The organism is Advenella mandrilli (genome assembly GCF_016595155.1).
GTDB classification, from domain to species: domain Bacteria; phylum Pseudomonadota; class Gammaproteobacteria; order Burkholderiales; family Burkholderiaceae_B; genus Advenella; species Advenella mandrilli.
Genome location: NZ_JAENGP010000001.1, coordinates 149469 through 165661 on the forward strand (window position 1 = coordinate 149469; position 16193 = coordinate 165661).

Sequence of the window (16193 nt, forward strand, 5' to 3'; positions counted from 1 at the left end):
TGCCATGCAAGCGACAGCTTCCGTACTGGAACTAAATAATATTGAAGTTTTTTACAACAAGAGTATTCAGGCACTACGTGGGCTGTCGCTGCGCGTTGATCAAGGCCAAATCGTGGCTTTGCTGGGATCCAACGGGGCAGGTAAAAGCACCACGCTTAAAGCCATATCAGCGCTGTTAACGCTGGAAGATGGCGAACTGACTGATGGACGCATTCGCTTTGACGGGAAGCCAGTATCGCAAAAGCGACCGCATGAATTAGTCCGTGCCGGCTTGTTTCATGTCATGGAAGGCCGCCGTGTGTTTGAAGACTTGACGGTAGAAGAAAATCTTGTGGCGGCGACTTATGCACTGAGTGGTCGTACAGGGTTAAAACCGGATTTTGATCTGGTGTATGAGTACTTTCCACGGCTTTATGAGCGTCGTCATGGTTTAGCCGGTTATTTGTCTGGTGGCGAACAGCAAATGTTGGCGATTGGCCGGGCCCTAATTGCGAAACCGAAGCTTATTTTACTGGATGAGCCTTCGCTGGGTTTGGCGCCTTTGCTGGTAGAAAATATCTTTGGAATTATCGCCAGGATTAATGCTGAACAGGGCGTATCTATGCTGCTTGTAGAGCAAAATGCGTCGATTGCCTTAGCCATTTCTCATTATGGCTACATAATGGAAATGGGCAAAATAGTGACCGATGGGTCGGCTGATTTTTTAGCGAATGACCCGGACGTTCGTGAATTCTATTTAGGTGTTGGTGGTGGGGGTGAAGCCAAAAGCTTCAAGAACATTAAACATTACAAACGCCGTAAACGCTGGTTGTCATAATTATGAGTCATCATTTAATTTCACAATTAACGTTGCCGCAAATGCTGCGTCAGCGCGCGCAACAAGAGCCTGATAAAGTTGCCTTGCACCAAAAAGATTACGGTATATGGCAGCCCCTGACGTGGGCTACTTATTACCAACGTGCTGTATGGTTTGGCTTGGGCATGAAGTCACTGGGCCTTTCTGACAACGGCCATGTTGGAATAATTTCTGAAAACCGTTCAGAATGGGTGTTGGCACAATTAGGCTGTGGCATGGTGGGCGTGGTCACCGTTGGTGTTTACCCAACCAGCCCCGCCCCCGAGGTTGCTTATATCTTGAACCATTCTGACTCTGAAATCGTCGTGTGTGAAGATCAGGAGCAGGCCGACAAAGTTGCTGAGTCTTTGCATGAACTGCCGCAGCTTAAGCATGTCATTATTATCGAGCCTGATGGTTTTCGTAATACTGACGAACGTATTGCCGATATTGCCGTACTGTATAGTGATGTTGAGCAAGCCGGCAAAGCGTATGAAAAGACGCATTCCGGGCTTGTTGATGAGGTATTGGCCAAACAAACGATGCAAGACATAGGGCTTGTCATTTATACCTCCGGCTCTACGGGTAAGCCCAAGGGGGCGATGATCAGTTACGCCAACATACATGGCGTGACACCAGGCATCATAGAACGCCTGAAGCTGCAACCTGACTCAAACCATTTATCTTATTTGCCTTTGTGTCATGTGGCCGAGCAAATGCTGACCACTTTTGTTCCCATTTATCTGGGGTCGGTGGTTTGTTTTGGTGAATCCATACGTACTGTCCAGGAAGACTTGCGTGAGCTGGCGCCTACCCTGTTTTTGGGTGTGCCACGTATTTGGGAAAAACTCTATTCATCCATCGCGATCAAAATCACTGAAACCGGACGCTTTCGCCGGTGGTTATTTAATCAAGCCATCGAGGCGTGTGAGCCCTTCAGGTACAAACCAAAAAGTGCTCGCAGCTTAAAAGAGAAGGTAATTTACGGGTTTTGGTATTGGGTTATTTTGCGTGCCTTACAAAATTTTATCGGTTTGCGTAATTGCCGGGTGGCCCTGACGGGTGCGGCACCCGTACCGCCTACCGTCGTAAAGTTTTTCCGTACCATAGGTGTACCTATTGTTGAAGTGTATGGTCTGACAGAATCCACGGGAATGGTCACAGGACAACCACTTGATGACCCCCATCCGGCCTCTGTCGGCATGGTTATCTACGGGACTGAGTACAAGTTGGCCCCGGATACAGGAGAGTTATTGTTGCGCGGGCCGATGGTTTTTGCCGGTTACTATAAAAATGAAGCCGAAACGGCCAAAACTATTGTTGATGGATGGCTGCATACGGGTGACGTTGCTAACGAGCGCAATGGTCAGCTCTATATCGTTGATCGCATGAAAGACATCATGATTACAGCGGGTGGCAAAAACATCACCCCAACAGAAATAGAAAATACGATGAAGGGCAGCCCATACATAAAAGAATGTGTCGTCATTGCGGACGGTCGACGATTTGTTTCCGCACTAATAGAAATTGACCTGGAAACCGTGTCAAAGTGGGCGGAAACACGTCAAATCGCCTTTACGCATTTCCGCTCGCTGACCGAGCTTGATGAAGTAAAAGAACTGATCGAGTCTGAAGTGGCTAAAGGCAATGCCCAGTTGGCCCCCGTCGCAAACATCAGGCGCTTTCATTTATTGACTAAAGCTCTGGACCATGATGATGGTGAGGTAACCGCCACCATGAAAGTAAAGCGTAGCAGCATTCACAAGACTTACGAGACAGAAATAGAGTCCATATACGCCTAGTTGTCTACGTCGTTTACGTCCTTGATTTTTTATGATTAATAGCAGCCACAACATGGCTGTACGGGTGTCTGTTGCCTGCGTTTTGAGACAGGTATCCGTATTCAGGAGTAGTGAGATGCAATTTGAATTGACTGAAGAACAGAAGCAAATACAGTCCCTGGCGCAACAGTTTTCAAATAAGGAAATACAGGGCATTGCGAGTCAGGCGGATAAAGATGCACAATTTCCCATGCATATTTATAGCAGTGCATTTTCCTTGGGGCTACTTAATTCAGTATTGCCGCAGCAATATGGGGGTGCCGGTCTTGGCTGCATGGAATTGGTGCTGATAACAGAGGCGCTTTGCCATGCTTGCCTGGGCATTGGTGCTGCTTTATGTATCAATACCTTGGCTGCTGAACCTATCGTCATCGCAGGTACGCAGGGGCAAAAAGAAAAATACCTTACGCGTCTTACATCGGGAGCAATGGCGAGTTTCGCATTGACAGAGCCTTCAGCGGGTTCGGATGTTGCCTCAATTAAAACCAAGGCGGAAAAAGTCTCGGGTGGCTATCGATTAACAGGTAGCAAAATATGGATTTCCAACGCTAATATGGCGGAATTTTTTGTGGTGTTTGCAAAAACCGATGTCCAGGCAGGCCATAAAGGCTTATCCGCTTTCATTGTGGAAGCGGATAGTGAAGGATTATCTGTCGGTACGCCGCTTTCCAAGATGGGGCAAAAGGCCGCACCCACGTGTGAGGTGTTTCTGGATGGGGTATTTGTGCCTGACAGTCAGATTTTAGGTGAAGAAGGCAGTGGGTTTTCAATCGCCATGAAGGTGTTTGATCGTACCAGGCCAATGGTAGCGGCTTTTGGTGTTGGCCTGATACAGCGTTGTCTGGACGAATCGCTTGCCTATGCCAGCCAGCGCCAGTCGATGGGTAAATCCTTGATGAACCATCAGGCGATTGCCCACAAACTGGCCGACATGCGCATGCGCCTGGAGGCGGCACGTTTGCTGACCTATCAATCAGCCTGGCGGCTGGATCAAGGGTTGAATAACACGATAGAAGCGTCGATGGCTAAAGTGACAGCGGCAGATTCAGCGATGTGGGCGGCCACTGAAACCATACAAATATTTGGCGGTATGGGTTATTCAACCGAGTATCCTGCCGAAAAGCTTTTCCGTGATGCGAAGGTACTGCAAATTTATGAAGGCACTTCCGAGATACAACGCAATATCATCGCGCGTGAGTTGATGTAACTCATCCTATAAAGGGTAAACATATGAATAAGATAGATGCTAATGAAGTGGTTATTCTAGAGGCTGTGCGCACGGCATTTGGCCGTCGCGGTGGCGCGTTAAGAAATACGCGCCCCGATACGTTGCTGGCCACCGCGCTTGAAGCACTTGTCAGTCGCTCAGGTGTGCAGACTTCTATGGTAGGTGATGTATTGGCAGGTTGCGTTAGCCAGGCGGGTGAGCAGGGTGGGAATATCGCGCGCCAGGCTTTATTGGTTGCGGGTTTTCCTGAAAGCGTACCTGGCGTTTCGATGAATCGTATGTGTGGTTCCAGCCAGTATGCACTTCATGCAGCAGCCCAGGCTGTGGGTATGCAAGACCTGGATTTTGCCATTGCGTGTGGTGTGGAAAGCATGAGTCGGGTGCCGATGTTTCTGGATATGACCTTGGGGCAGCATGACTTTGCGGGCTTTGATAATTTGCATCCGGATCTGCTCAAACGTTTTGCTATCCCGCATCAGGTAGAAAGTGCCGAACTTATTGCAGACCATTGGTCCTTAACGCGTTCACAGTTGGATGATTATGCTGTCGAAAGCCACGCGCGTGCCAAGGCTGCACGTGACGTCGGTTTACATGCTGAAATCGTCCCTTTACAAGGGGTAGATAAAGAAGGTAATGCGATCACCTTGGATTGCGATGAAGGCATCAGAGATGTGATTGATAGAACCCGCATGGATGCGATGGCGCCTGTTTTCAGGTCGGCAGAAACGGGTAAAGTGACCGCAGCCAATGCGAGCCAGATGTCTGACGGTGCGGCGGCGGTGTTGGTGGGTCGTTATGGTGCCGCCACTGGGCTGGGGCTTAAACCCAAGGCAAAATTTCTGGCGCGCGTCGTGGTTGGTTCCGATCCCGTCATGCAGCTAACCGGGATTATTCCAGCGACACGGCAGGCACTTCTAAAAGCGGGTTTAACCATTAACGATCTGGATTGGATAGAAATCAACGAAGCGTTTGCCAGTGTGGCGCTTGCTTTTGAACGCGAGTTTAAACCCGATGCAGCGATTTTTAACCCTTGGGGGGGTGCCATCGCACATGGTCATCCTTTAGGTGGGACGGGCGCGGGTTTAATGGCCAAGCTGTTAGCAGGATTACGTCACGTTGACGGTGAGCTTGGGCTGCAAGTAATGTGCATCGGTCACGGTATGGCAACGGCAACGATCGTTCAGCGTTTGGATTAGTTTACGGTTTTTGGGGAGCCTTTCTATTCCATGCGGCAGATAATAAAAAAAGCCCTTGAATAAATTCAAGGGCTTTTTAGTATCTTTGGCGGAGATGGAGGGATTCGAACCCTCGATACGGGTATAAGCCGTATGCTCCCTTAGCAGGGGAGTACCTTCAACCTCTCGGCCACATCTCCAAAGAAAGAGAGATTCTAACTAATATTACCCGCTTGTGTCAACAGGGTTGTCTTGGAAATGCTATTTTTTAGCTAAAAAACAGCATTTTCGCCTTTATTCTTCAGTTGCTGAGTTGCTTGGATCGCTATCCAGGCTAAACGCTTTGTGCAGGGCACGAACCGCCAATTCCAGATATTTGTCTTCAATCAACACAGAGGTTTTGATTTCACTGGTGCTGATCATTTGAATGTTGACGCCTTCTTCGGCCAAGGTGCGGAACATCAGGCTGGCAACACCGGCGTGTGAACGCATACCAATACCCACGATGGAAACCTTGCCCACTTTCTGGTCGGAAATAACTTCACGGGCTCCAGTTTGCGGGATCACGACTTGATTGATAACGTCCAGAGTACGTTTGTGGTCGTTGCGGTTGACGGTAAAAGAGAAATCGGTCGTGCCGTCAACAGACTGGTTCTGGATAATCATGTCGATGTCGATATTGGCATCGGCTACGGGGCCCAGAATGGCAAAGGCCACGCCGGGTTTATCGGGTACGCCCAACAGGGTGATTTTTGCTTCATCGCGGCTGAAGGCGATACCAGAAACTAAGGCAGCTTCCATTTTTGAGTCTTCCTCGAAAGTAATAAGTGTTCCCGAATTTTTTTCTTCTTCGACTGGAATTAAAGGATCGGTGAGTGATGATAAAACGCGTAAGGGTACTTTGTATTTGCCGGCGAATTCAACTGCCCGGATTTGCAGGATTTTTGAACCCAGTGAGGCCATTTCCAGCATTTCCTCGAAAGACACCACATTCATGCGGCGGGCTTCGGGAACAACGCGGGGGTCAGTGGTATAAACGCCATCTACGTCGGTGAAAGTAAGGCATTCATCGGCCTTGAGGGCGGCTGCTACGGCAACTGCCGACGTGTCTGAACCGCCACGGCCAAGCGTGGTAATGTGACCGTCGGGGTCAATACCCTGGAAACCGGTAACAATAACCACTTTACCGTTATCCAGATCGGCGCGGATGCGTTTGTCATCGATAGACTTGATACGGGCCTTGGTAAAGGCGCTGTCGGTTTTAACCGGTACCTGCCAGCCGGTGTAGCTGCGTGCAGGTACGCCTTGCGCTTGCAACGCAATGGCCAGTAATGCACTGCTGGCCTGTTCACCGGTTGAGGCAAGCATATCCAGTTCCCGGCGATCGGCGTCGGTGGACAGCTCTTTGGCCAGGCCAAGCAGGCGATTGGTTTCGCCGGACATGGCTGAAGGAACGACAACTACCTGATGGCCTGCTGCATGCCATTTGGCGACACGTTTCGCAACATTTTGTATGCGCTCGATGGAACCCATTGAGGTGCCACCGTATTTATGGACTGTTAGAGACATCTTGATGATTGAAGAAGAAAAGTTGCCCACAATTGGGCCTGAAACCTGATATTCTACAACGAGTTATCAAAAAGTTAAGTAAAGATGGAGAGCAAACGATGAAAAAAAATCATGTTGTACAGATTGGTCCAGCACCGTCCCTGATTAATGAATATTTGGCCAGTAATTATGAGGTGGTCAAGCTGTGGGAACATGAAGATATCGTACAGACATTGAAAACACGTTGTCAGGAATGTGTCGCTGTTGTTACCTCTGCCAAGTATGGACTTAAAAATGAATGGCTGGATTTCCTGCCTGCCCTGAAAGTCGTTAGCAGCTTCGGGGTGGGGTATGATTCTATTGATGCTCAAGAACTGGGACGGCGGGGTATTCAACTGGGTAATACCCCCGACGTTTTGAATGACTGTGTGGCCGATACGGCTATGGCCTTGTTGTTGGGTGCTGGTCGTGGTTTAGTAAGGGCCGATCGTTTTGTGCGTGAGGGGCAATGGACACGAGCCGAATTTCCTTTAATGTGCAGTATTACAGGGAAAAAAGCGGGAATTCTCGGGTTGGGTAATATTGGACAGGCAATTGCCAAAAGGCTGACCGGGTTTGACTGCGAAATCCGTTATCACAATCGCTCAGAAAAACAGGGTGTGCCTTACCGTTATGAGCCTTCTTTAAAGGAACTGGCAACCTGGAGCGATTTCCTGTTTGTTATGTGTGTGGGTGGGCCCACCACTTATCATTTAATTAATGATGAAATCATGACGGCGCTTGGACCTAAGGGTTTGTTAATCAACGTATCGCGTGGAACGGTTGTTGATGAAGAGGCCATGATCAAGGCGCTACAGGATGGGCGCCTGGGCGGTGCCGCGCTGGATGTATTTGAACATGAACCTTATGTGCCTGAAGCGTTAATGGAACTGGATAATGTTGTGCTTATGCCTCACCTTGGTAGTGCAACCGTAGAAACCCGCCAGCGTATGTCGCAACGGGTGATTGATAACCTGGACGCTTTTTTCCGCGAGGGGAATGTGTTGAGCAGGGTGGTGTGATTGGAGCAGTAGAAAGCACAGACCGGAAAGATTAAAACTCTTGACTGCTTTCAGGCGGGGTGATTTGCTAGAGTATTTGCCTGTTGTATAAGTGCTTAAGTTAGCCTAATTAAGGGCTTTGCCGGGTTGCCAATAACAGTAACACCGGGCGGGATGCTTTTGGTTACTACTGCTCCCATACCTATTACGGCACCGTGACCAATAACAATGGGTTCACCGGGTTTACCTTGTTTAATAACGGCCCCGGTGCCAATGTAAGCATGGTCTTCAACAATAATATTGCCGTTCAATTTCACCCCAGGGGCAAAAGTAACATAGTCTCCAATGATGCAGTCGTGTGCTACATAACTATAAATATTGGCATGAAACTGACGCCCAATCTGGACGTTTGACGTCAAGCTCGAAAATGGGCTGAGTATACTACCTTCCCCTATATTGACATTGTCCATTACGCATACATTTGAAGCAGCAACATCCAAAAACTGAATATTATTTTCCTGGCAGCGTTTTTCCAGTTTTTCTCGAATAATACTATTGGCAATAGCCAGTGTGACAAACCGTTCGCTTGCCTCAATTTGCATGAAATCATCAAATTTAAAAATTGAGTGCCCATTGATGGCATCAGTTTCAGGGTTGTCATCTATAAATATGAGGCGACTTGAATCAATTTTTTGCGCTTGTAATTGCGCGCGTAACAACGGCATAACCTCGCGGCCATAGCCACTTGCACCATAAACAGCGTATAGAGGGTTTTTCATTTGAGCGACAGTAAAAAAATCTGAAAAAAATAGTGTATTGGCCAGATTTTCATAGGTTATCAACTTAATAGGTTGCTTGTCAACTTATTAAGTCCTTAAACTCATTGCGATGATACCCGACTATTCGAGTTGTGAATGGAGAGGGTATGTCTGAAGCAAAAACAAAGCATTTAGCTAGTTTGGTAGGTCGTGCTATTGCAAAACGACGTGTTGCCTGTAGGCTTACCCAAGAGCAGGTGGCTGAGCAGCTGGGTATTGGTATTGAAGCCGTATCGCGAATTGAACGAGGCGTGGCCTTACCTACTGTTGTACGGTTAGGTGAGTTTGCTGATGTTTTTGAATGCAGTATTGCCGACCTGGTGACAGAGACGAGTGCGCGATCTACAGATCAGGCCACTTATATTGATGGCCTATTGTCTAAACTGGTGCACGATGACCGGATAATGGTTTTGGATATTCTTGAAAAACTGGTTAATCGTCTTGAGCGGTAGCGTTATTGCATTTTTTTTATATCATAATTGCCAATCAAGGAAAACCATGCAAAAAGATCAAAACCAACCGTTAGAAGAACCGTTTTTCATTACCGAAGAAATCCAGGCTGAAATGATTGCTGCCGGATACGAATTTGAACCGCCCAACCATATCAGGACAGTCAGCCTGTCTGAAATTCTGGCCGAGCTTTCCGATGAGGCGCTGGCGGCCTGGCCGGGTGAGTTGGCGGCAGAGGAAATCAAGCGGCGCAGTCGCTTGTGATACAATTTTTGCTGGTTTAGCCCGTCTAAAAAGGTAAATTCAATATGAATATCAATGCCAGTATCGTAGACCAGCGTCTGGAGGGATTGCTTGCGCAGTATGGTAACCAACTGGCAGAATTGGCAGGCACTGACCCAACCAGACAGAAATCACTCGCTTTTGTTTTGTTATCTGTCATGACTTCGCTTGATTTAGAAACGGAAGAGGCTTTTGATTTTCTGACAGAGGGCGGTGGTGATGCTGGTGTTGATGCGATTCATTTGGGCGAAGTTGATGATGGTGAGTTCACCGTTACCATCTTTCAGGGAAAATACAAACATAAAAACCTGGATGGTGAGTCCAATTTTCCTGAAAATGGCGTAAAAAATGCCATTAACATGCTATTTGTTTTGTTTGATCCATCTAAACCTTTAAGTGTAAATGAGAAGTTAAAGCCACGGATAGAAGATATTCGTTCCCTTATTCAGGATGGCTACATTCCCAATGTGCGCTTAATGCTGTGTAACAATGGCAGTAAATGGGATGCAGAGGCACAAGGCTGGATAGAGCAATCAGGCATGAATAATGAACAGGTGCAATGGGTTCATTTTAATCATGACAACATTGTTCAGGTTTTACAGCGTAAAAAAACCGTTAGTGACAGTATTACGCTTTCCGGCAAGGCCATTATTGAAGACTTCAATTTTCGGCGGGTGCTGGTTGGGAAAGTTGCCGTTCGGGAAATAGCCGAGCTCTTTAACAGAAACCATGACCTTTTACTGGAAAGAAATATCTGGCGTTATTTAGGGCTGCACGCCAATCGTGTTAATGAGTCTATTCACCAGACTCTGACTGATACAAATAAACAAAACAATTTTTATTTTTTTAATAATGGCATCACGATGGTGTGCCAGAAGTTTCGTCATAATGCCCTTCAAGGTGAAAACTACCAACTCAAACTGGAAAATATTCAGGTTATTAATGGTGGGCAAACTTGCAAAACCATTCAACATACCTTGAATGATCCCAATAATCAGAACCGTTACGATAATGTCTATGTTTTATTGCGTCTGTATGAGCTTGCAGAAGATGACCAGGATTTTATTCGTGAAATTACCTATGCAACCAATAGCCAGAATCCGGTTGATTTAAGAGACTTGAAATCGAATGACCCGATTCAATACCAACTGGAAACAGGTATTCAGGAATTGGGGTATAGCTATAAGCGCTTTCGTGATGATGCATCCGTTGCCGGCAAACAAATTACCAGTGCCATTACTGCCGAGGCTGTTATGGCTGTGTGGCGTAAAAAGCCTCATCAAAGCAAGTTTCGCAGAAAAGAATTGTTTGGCAAGCTTTACAAAATGGTTTTTGAGTCTTTAACACCTGCCCAGGCTGTGTTGGCAGTGCTGGTTTTTCGGGTAGCGGAAAATGAAAGAAAACGCCCTGTTTATATAAAACCAGAGCCTTCATTTTTGCCGTATTCCGCTCATTACATGGCCATGTTGATTGGGCAGGAACTGCTTGAGAACCATCAGCTGTCTTTCAAGAATATTAACCACAAAAATTTAGCGGTTTTCGTCCAGGATCTGGAAGAAAATAAAAGCATTTATCTGAATAAGGCAGCAGATTTGTTGCAGAATGCCCTAAATAAAATATATGGTAAGCGTGATGTTTCGTTGCAGCAGCTTTCAGCTACTTTCAGGCGGGGTGATTTGCTAGAGTATTTGCCTGTTGTATAAGTTTTTGAATTGTTTTGAGAGTATCGCGTCTTGCGTTCTTACGCGGAGCATGGGAATGGGTCGGTTGAACAGGTGTTCAGCTTCTTCGTTCCATGCTCCGCGTGTGAATAACTATTATCCCAGGATTAGTGCTTTCCCGCAAAACGATCCGTTTTCTGAAATGATTGAAAAACGTCTCTAAAATGACAGTCTGTACAGCAGATTGCCAGTATGGTTATCGTACATAATTTATTCAATAATAAAACAGTACAACACGGAGACTTACATGAATATCGGATTTATTGGCCTGGGCCATATGGGAGCCCCCATGGCGCTTAATTTGCTGAAGGCGGGACATCAGGTTTATGTCTATGATCTGGTTGAATCGGCAGTGCAAATGCTGGAAGCATCAGGTGCCATTCGGGCGGCGTCACCGGCCAAAGTAGCCAGTTCGGAAATAGACATGTTAATTACCATGTTGCCGGCCGCCGCCCATGTAAAACAGGTTTATCTGGGAGAAGAGGGCGTGCTGGCCGCGGTAGGCAAGCACGTCTTGCTGATAGACTCTTCCACCATAGATCCGCAAACGGCACGCGATGTTGCCGCACAGGCCACCGCTCACGGTAATGCCATGCTGGATGCGCCGGTTTCCGGGGGTACAGGCGGGGCGCAGGCAGGCACCCTTACCTTTATGGTGGGGGGTGAAAAAAATGTGTTTGACAAAGCCCTGCCTGTGTTAGAAACAATGGGTAAAAATATTGTGTATTGCGGTGGTACAGGCAATGGCCAGGTGGCCAAGGTGGCCAATAACATGTTGCTGGGCATTTCCATGATTGGCGCGGCCGAGGCCATGAACCTGGGGGTGTCGCTGGGGATGGACCCTAAAATTCTTGCCGGAATTATCAATACTTCTTCGGGCCGTTGCTGGAGCACCGAAGTATATAATCCGTATCCGGGTGTGGTGGAAACGGCACCCGCTTCAAAAGGTTATGCGGGTGGTTTTGGTGCTGATTTAATGCTGAAAGACCTGGGGCTGGCAACCGAAGCGGCTAAAGCGGCCAAAGTACCGGTGGTGCTGGGGGCAGCGGCACAGCAGCTGTACCAGACATTCAGTGCACAGGGCAATGGCCAGCTGGATTTCTCAGCCATCATCAAGCTTTTTTCCGCAAAATAAGTTTTCATATTTATTTATCATTGGGGTGATGCCTGGTAAAAATCACTCCGGTTTGCCTGCCTGAAAAAGAAGGAAGGAATATCCATGTTTAGTACTGCATTAAGCGAAGAACAAAGAATGATCCGTGATATGGCACGGGATTTTGCACAAAATGAAATCGCACCCCAGGCCGAACAGGCTGAAAAAAATGGCTGGATAGATGATGCCATTGTTGAAAAAATGGGTGAGCTTGGCCTGCTGGGTATGGTGGTGCCCGAAGAGTGGGGCGGCTCATTTTCCGATTATGTATCTTATGCGCTGGCCATAGAGGAAATTTCTGCGGCAGATGCGGCAACCGGCACCATGATGAGTGTGCATAATTCAGTAGGTTGTGGTGTTTTGTTAAACGCGGGTAACGACGAGCAAAAAAAACAATGGTTGCCTGAAATGGCATCGGGCCGGGCGATTGGCAGTTTTTGCCTTACCGAACCGCAGGCCGGATCTGAAGCCCATAACTTAAAAACCCGCGCGGTACTTGAAAATGGTCAATGGGTATTGAACGGGGCCAAGCAATTCGTGACTAACGGCAAGCGGGCAAAAATAGCCATCATCTTTGCGGTGACTGATCCTGACCGGGGTAAAAAAGGGCTGTCCGCTTTTTTGGTGCCTACCCATACGCCCGGTTTTATCGTGAGTCGGGTAGAACACAAGATGGGAATTCGGGCTTCTGATACCTGCGCCATTACGCTGGATCACTGCACGGTGCCGGAAAGTGCCCTGTTGGGTGAAAGGGGCAAGGGGCTTTCCATTGCTTTATCCAACCTTGAAAATGGCCGGATTGGCATTGGTGCCCAGGCCGTGGGTATTGCCAGGGCAGCTTTTGAAGCGGCTTTAAAATATGCCAATGAGCGGGTACAGTTTGGTAAATCCCTGGCCCAACATCAAAGTATTGCCAATATGCTGGCCGACATGCATACCCAAATCAATGCCGCCCGTCTTATGGTTTTGAATGCCGCCTCCCTTAAAAACCAGGGTATTCCTTGTTTGTCTGAAGCGGCCCAGGCCAAACTGATGGCTTCTGAAATGGCGGAAAAAGTTTGTTCAATGGCCATTCAGGTACATGGTGGTTATGGTTATCTGGAAGACTATCCGGTGCAGCGTTATTATCGGGATGCCCGCATTACCCAGATATATGAAGGCACCAGTGAAATCCAGCGCATGCTGATTGCCCGTGGCCTGGCCGATTATCAAGCTTGATATATTGGCATGGTATGATTCTTCCTGTTTGGCTGTACAGGAGGAATCATGACCACGAAAGAAAAACTGAACAACGCGGAAAATCCGACAGAAACAGAAAGCAAGAAAGAAGATACAGTGGCTAAGCCCGCTAAAAGCGGTGTGGTTGCTTCGGTTGAATACGTGCACGGCAGGCGCAGGGGTACCCTGTCGATTGAGCAGATTGCCGGTTATCGAAAAGAGCCAACCCGCCTGTTGTGGGTGGGCCTGAAAGACCCCAGCAAAACCGAGTTGCAGCATATTTGCGGCCAGTTGTCGCTAAGTGCCGATGCGACTGAAGAAATTATTAAAAAACACGGCCGTCCCAAAGTGATTGATTACGGGGAATATATCCAGATTGTTGCCATGACGGTAAGCAAGGAAAACAACAGAAAACCCGTTTTTGGTGAAATCCAGATTATTTTCGGGATTGGTTTTCTGATGACCGTCAGGCGTGGCGCAGCGGTATCAAATACCCTCCTTAGGGAAAGACTGGAAGGATGTCCCGACCTGATCGCCCGCGGAAGCGATTACGTGGCAGCGGAAATTCTGGATGTGCTGGCTGACAGCTATACAGACTTAACGGCCCGGCTGGAATATGAAGTGGAACAGGCAGAGCACCAAATGCTGCTAGAAGGACTGAAAGAAAATGATATTCGCAAGCTATATAAACAGCGGCGTGATTTGTTGCGAATTCATACGGCTATTTCACCCATCATAGAAATTTGTCGCAAATTGTCGCTGGTCAGGATTGATGTAGTGGAAATGGATTCCCGCTCTAATTTTAGTATTGTGTCAGATCGGGTGGCACGCCTGGTAGAACAGATTAACTCTTTGCGTGAGGCCCTGGCATTTTCTTTTGAAGCCAGTATGATGATTGGGCAAAACCACCAGACTGATATCACTAAAAAACTGGCTTCCTGGGCCGCGATTCTGGCGGTGCCTACGGCCATTGCCGGCATTTATGGCATGAACTTCAGGTTGATGCCAGAGCTGGAATGGGCGTTGGGCTATCCTTTTGTACTGGCGCTTATGTTTGGGGTTTGCGGATTCCTGTTCTGGCGTTTTAAAAAATCCGGCTGGCTTTAAATTTTTAATCGAGTTATTATGGCCTTGAAAGTTTTTGACCTCCAGTGTGAAGCACATCATATATTCGAGGGCTGGTTCTCATCCCATGAGGACTATGATTCACAACAGGAAAGAGGGCTTTTAACCTGCCCCCTATGCGGTAACGGCAAAATTAGCAAAATGCTGTCGGCACCGCGCCTTAATGTTTCCCATCTTAAAAAAGAAAAACAGCCGGCTCCGCTAAAACAGGCCCCTAAGATGGAAGCGACCGCCAACCTTAATGACAAAGAACTGGCTAAAATCCAGGCAGCGGTCATGCAGCAGTTGCGTGTTTATGTTAAACAAACCGAAGATGTCGGCAAGCAATTCACGGCAGAGGCAAGACGCATTCATTATGGTGAGGCCAAAGAACGGCCTATTCGTGGTAATGCCACCCCAGAGCAACGGCAAGCCTTGCAGGAAGAGGGGATAGAAGTGATGCCAATTCCCGATTTTCTGGATGAAAACCAGCTTCAATAAGTGTTTTTCCTATACGGTATAAAATTTCGTATAGGTATAATGAAAAACAGAATCAATAAATCAACATTGTAAGTAACCCTTCCTGTTCTGGAGCCCAAGCATGAGTCGTGCAAATGAATTTGATGTGATCGTTATTGGTGCCGGTATAGCCGGTGCTTCAGTGGCATACCGTCTGTCCAAACAAGTGCGCGTATTGGTGCTTGAACGGGAATCGCAGCCCGGCTACCATTCAACCGGCCGTTCTGCCGCCATGTTTATGGAAACGTATGGCACGCCACAAATCCAGGCACTAACCCGTGCCGGACGCACATTTTTTGAACAGGCCCAATCAAGCAGGTTTACCGACCAGCCCGTTTTGCATCCACGAGGGTGTATTTACGTGGGGCGGCCAGATCAAAAAGAAGAACTGGATAGCATGCTTGTCGAAGCACTGGCCCTGTCTCCCAATGTCGAGTTTATTGATCCGGACAAAATTGTAGAGATGGCGCCCTGCATGAAAAAAGAGCTTCTGTATGGGGGCGTGTTTGAGCGTAATGCCGAAGATATTGATGTGGATGTCTTGCATCAGGGATATCTTAAAGGCATGAGAAAAAATGGGGCGGTACTGCAAAACAACGCGGAGGTTATCCAATGCGAGCGTATTAATGACAAATGGCAGGTAAACTTGGCCAATGGCGACAGTTTTCAGTGCAAAACACTGGTTAACGCAGCTGGCGCCTGGGCCGATCACATTGCCCGTTTAAGCAATGTGGCACCGGTAGGGTTGCAACCTTGCCGTCGTACTGCTTTTACTTTTGATGCCCCTGAAGGGCTGGATCTGGCCACTTTACCCATGGTGGTGGATATTGGCGAACAATATTATTTCAAACCCGATGCGGGGCAAGTACTGGGCTCACCAGCCAATGCCGATCCGGTAGAAGCACAGGATGTCGTGGCCGAGGAACTGGATGTAGCCACCGGTATTTACTATATTGAAGAGGCAACAACCTTCAAAATTCGCCGCCCCAATCATATTTGGGCGGGTTTGCGCTCATTCGTGAATGATGGTGACCTGGTAGTGGGTTTTGACCAGAGTGCAGAGGGCTTTTTCTGGTTGGCCGGACAGGGTGGCTACGGGATTCAGTCTTCAGCCGGTGTGTCTGAGTTGGCCAGTGCATTAATCCTGAATCAGCCCCTGTCAGACACTTTGCTTAAAGAAAAAGTAGACCCGGCGGTAATTTCTCCTAATCGCTTCCGTTGACATCCTCCCCGCCCTGAACGACGGGGTTTTACGCGCAAA

General features: G+C 47.8%; 15 protein-coding genes and 1 tRNA gene. 13 read left to right on the forward strand and 3 right to left on the reverse strand.

Annotated elements, in window-relative coordinates; genetic code table 11:
- Window positions 1–4: 4 nt before the first annotated feature.
- From JHL22_RS00705 to JHL22_RS00720, 4 genes are all read left to right on the forward strand, one after another.
- The gene (locus JHL22_RS00705) at window positions 5–817 is read left to right on the forward strand and encodes an ABC transporter ATP-binding protein (protein ID WP_200232736.1); all 813 of its coding nucleotides are present in this window, start codon (window positions 5–7) and stop codon (window positions 815–817) included.
- Window positions 818–819: 2 nt separating this feature from the next.
- A complete protein-coding gene (locus JHL22_RS00710; protein ID WP_200232737.1) occupies window positions 820–2637 on the forward strand; it encodes an AMP-dependent synthetase/ligase in 1818 nt (605 codons plus the stop codon).
- A gap of 115 nt (window positions 2638–2752) precedes the next feature.
- Window positions 2753–3883 (forward strand): acyl-CoA dehydrogenase family protein, encoded by a 1131-nt coding sequence (locus tag JHL22_RS00715; protein ID WP_200232738.1) that lies wholly within the window; start codon window positions 2753–2755, stop codon window positions 3881–3883.
- Between the two features lie 23 nt (window positions 3884–3906).
- Window positions 3907–5100 (forward strand): thiolase family protein, encoded by a 1194-nt coding sequence (locus JHL22_RS00720; protein WP_200232739.1) that lies wholly within the window; start codon window positions 3907–3909, stop codon window positions 5098–5100.
- A gap of 86 nt (window positions 5101–5186) precedes the next feature.
- On the opposite strand, the gene JHL22_RS00725 is transcribed toward JHL22_RS00720, so the two are convergent.
- Window positions 5187–5279 (reverse strand) — tRNA-Ser (locus JHL22_RS00725).
- 94 nt (window positions 5280–5373) lie between these two features.
- Window positions 5374–6648 carry an aspartate kinase gene (locus tag JHL22_RS00730; protein ID WP_200232741.1) on the reverse strand — a complete coding sequence of 425 codons (1275 nt, stop codon included), beginning with the start codon at window positions 6646–6648 and terminating at the stop codon, window positions 5374–5376.
- A gap of 98 nt (window positions 6649–6746) precedes the next feature.
- Here JHL22_RS00730 and JHL22_RS00735 point away from each other — a divergent pair, with 98 nt between their 5' ends.
- Window positions 6747–7688 (forward strand): 2-hydroxyacid dehydrogenase, encoded by a 942-nt coding sequence (locus JHL22_RS00735; protein WP_200232742.1) that lies wholly within the window; start codon window positions 6747–6749, stop codon window positions 7686–7688.
- A 95-nt stretch (window positions 7689–7783) separates the two neighbouring features.
- Here JHL22_RS00735 and JHL22_RS00740 read toward each other — a convergent pair whose 3' ends face one another.
- Entirely contained in the window at window positions 7784–8446 is a 663-nt protein-coding gene (locus tag JHL22_RS00740) for an acetyltransferase (protein ID WP_200233146.1), read from the reverse strand.
- Window positions 8447–8592: 146 nt separating this feature from the next.
- Between JHL22_RS00740 and JHL22_RS00745 the strand changes: the two genes are divergently transcribed.
- The 8 genes from JHL22_RS00745 to JHL22_RS00780 all read left to right on the forward strand — a co-directional run bounded on the left by JHL22_RS00745 (window position 8593) and on the right by JHL22_RS00780 (window position 16154).
- Window positions 8593–8937 (forward strand): helix-turn-helix domain-containing protein, encoded by a 345-nt coding sequence (locus JHL22_RS00745; protein WP_200232744.1) that lies wholly within the window; start codon window positions 8593–8595, stop codon window positions 8935–8937.
- A 46-nt stretch (window positions 8938–8983) separates the two neighbouring features.
- On the forward strand, window positions 8984–9199 hold the full coding sequence (locus JHL22_RS00750) for a hypothetical protein (protein WP_200232745.1): 216 nt from the start codon (window positions 8984–8986) through the stop codon (window positions 9197–9199).
- A 44-nt stretch (window positions 9200–9243) separates the two neighbouring features.
- Window positions 9244–10920 carry an AIPR family protein gene (locus tag JHL22_RS00755; protein WP_200232746.1) on the forward strand — a complete coding sequence of 559 codons (1677 nt, stop codon included), beginning with the start codon at window positions 9244–9246 and terminating at the stop codon, window positions 10918–10920.
- Between the two features lie 265 nt (window positions 10921–11185).
- Window positions 11186–12073 carry a 3-hydroxyisobutyrate dehydrogenase gene (gene mmsB / locus JHL22_RS00760; RefSeq protein ID WP_200232748.1) on the forward strand — a complete coding sequence of 296 codons (888 nt, stop codon included), beginning with the start codon at window positions 11186–11188 and terminating at the stop codon, window positions 12071–12073.
- Between the two features lie 84 nt (window positions 12074–12157).
- Complete coding sequence (locus JHL22_RS00765; protein WP_200232749.1) at window positions 12158–13309, forward strand: acyl-CoA dehydrogenase family protein; 1152 nt, start codon at window positions 12158–12160, stop codon at window positions 13307–13309.
- Window positions 13310–13357: 48 nt separating this feature from the next.
- The gene (locus JHL22_RS00770) at window positions 13358–14416 is read left to right on the forward strand and encodes a magnesium and cobalt transport protein CorA (protein ID WP_200232751.1); all 1059 of its coding nucleotides are present in this window, start codon (window positions 13358–13360) and stop codon (window positions 14414–14416) included.
- An 18-nt stretch (window positions 14417–14434) separates the two neighbouring features.
- Entirely contained in the window at window positions 14435–14914 is a 480-nt protein-coding gene (locus JHL22_RS00775) for a DUF1178 family protein (RefSeq protein ID WP_200232752.1), read from the forward strand.
- A 100-nt stretch (window positions 14915–15014) separates the two neighbouring features.
- Window positions 15015–16154, forward strand: a complete 1140-nt coding sequence (locus tag JHL22_RS00780) for an NAD(P)/FAD-dependent oxidoreductase (RefSeq protein WP_200232753.1) — start codon at window positions 15015–15017, stop codon at window positions 16152–16154.
- Window positions 16155–16193: the final 39 nt, after the last annotated feature.

What these genes read in the sequence shown, in the direction of transcription:
- JHL22_RS00705 (WP_200232736.1), top strand. Translation starts at nt 5, where the DNA reads ATGCAAGCGACAGCTTCCGTACTGGAACTAAATAATATTGAAGTTTTT.
- JHL22_RS00710 (WP_200232737.1), top strand. Translation starts at nt 820, where the DNA reads ATGAGTCATCATTTAATTTCACAATTAACGTTGCCGCAAATGCTGCGT.
- JHL22_RS00715 (WP_200232738.1), top strand. Translation starts at nt 2,753, where the DNA reads ATGCAATTTGAATTGACTGAAGAACAGAAGCAAATACAGTCCCTGGCG.
- JHL22_RS00720 (WP_200232739.1), top strand. Translation starts at nt 3,907, where the DNA reads ATGAATAAGATAGATGCTAATGAAGTGGTTATTCTAGAGGCTGTGCGC.
- JHL22_RS00730 (WP_200232741.1), bottom strand. Translation starts at nt 6,648, where the DNA reads ATGTCTCTAACAGTCCATAAATACGGTGGCACCTCAATGGGTTCCATC.
- JHL22_RS00735 (WP_200232742.1), top strand. Translation starts at nt 6,747, where the DNA reads ATGAAAAAAAATCATGTTGTACAGATTGGTCCAGCACCGTCCCTGATT.
- JHL22_RS00740 (WP_200233146.1), bottom strand. Translation starts at nt 8,446, where the DNA reads ATGAAAAACCCTCTATACGCTGTTTATGGTGCAAGTGGCTATGGCCGC.
- JHL22_RS00745 (WP_200232744.1), top strand. Translation starts at nt 8,593, where the DNA reads ATGTCTGAAGCAAAAACAAAGCATTTAGCTAGTTTGGTAGGTCGTGCT.
- JHL22_RS00750 (WP_200232745.1), top strand. Translation starts at nt 8,984, where the DNA reads ATGCAAAAAGATCAAAACCAACCGTTAGAAGAACCGTTTTTCATTACC.
- JHL22_RS00755 (WP_200232746.1), top strand. Translation starts at nt 9,244, where the DNA reads ATGAATATCAATGCCAGTATCGTAGACCAGCGTCTGGAGGGATTGCTT.
- mmsB (WP_200232748.1), top strand. Translation starts at nt 11,186, where the DNA reads ATGAATATCGGATTTATTGGCCTGGGCCATATGGGAGCCCCCATGGCG.
- JHL22_RS00765 (WP_200232749.1), top strand. Translation starts at nt 12,158, where the DNA reads ATGTTTAGTACTGCATTAAGCGAAGAACAAAGAATGATCCGTGATATG.
- JHL22_RS00770 (WP_200232751.1), top strand. Translation starts at nt 13,358, where the DNA reads ATGACCACGAAAGAAAAACTGAACAACGCGGAAAATCCGACAGAAACA.
- JHL22_RS00775 (WP_200232752.1), top strand. Translation starts at nt 14,435, where the DNA reads ATGGCCTTGAAAGTTTTTGACCTCCAGTGTGAAGCACATCATATATTC.
- JHL22_RS00780 (WP_200232753.1), top strand. Translation starts at nt 15,015, where the DNA reads ATGAGTCGTGCAAATGAATTTGATGTGATCGTTATTGGTGCCGGTATA.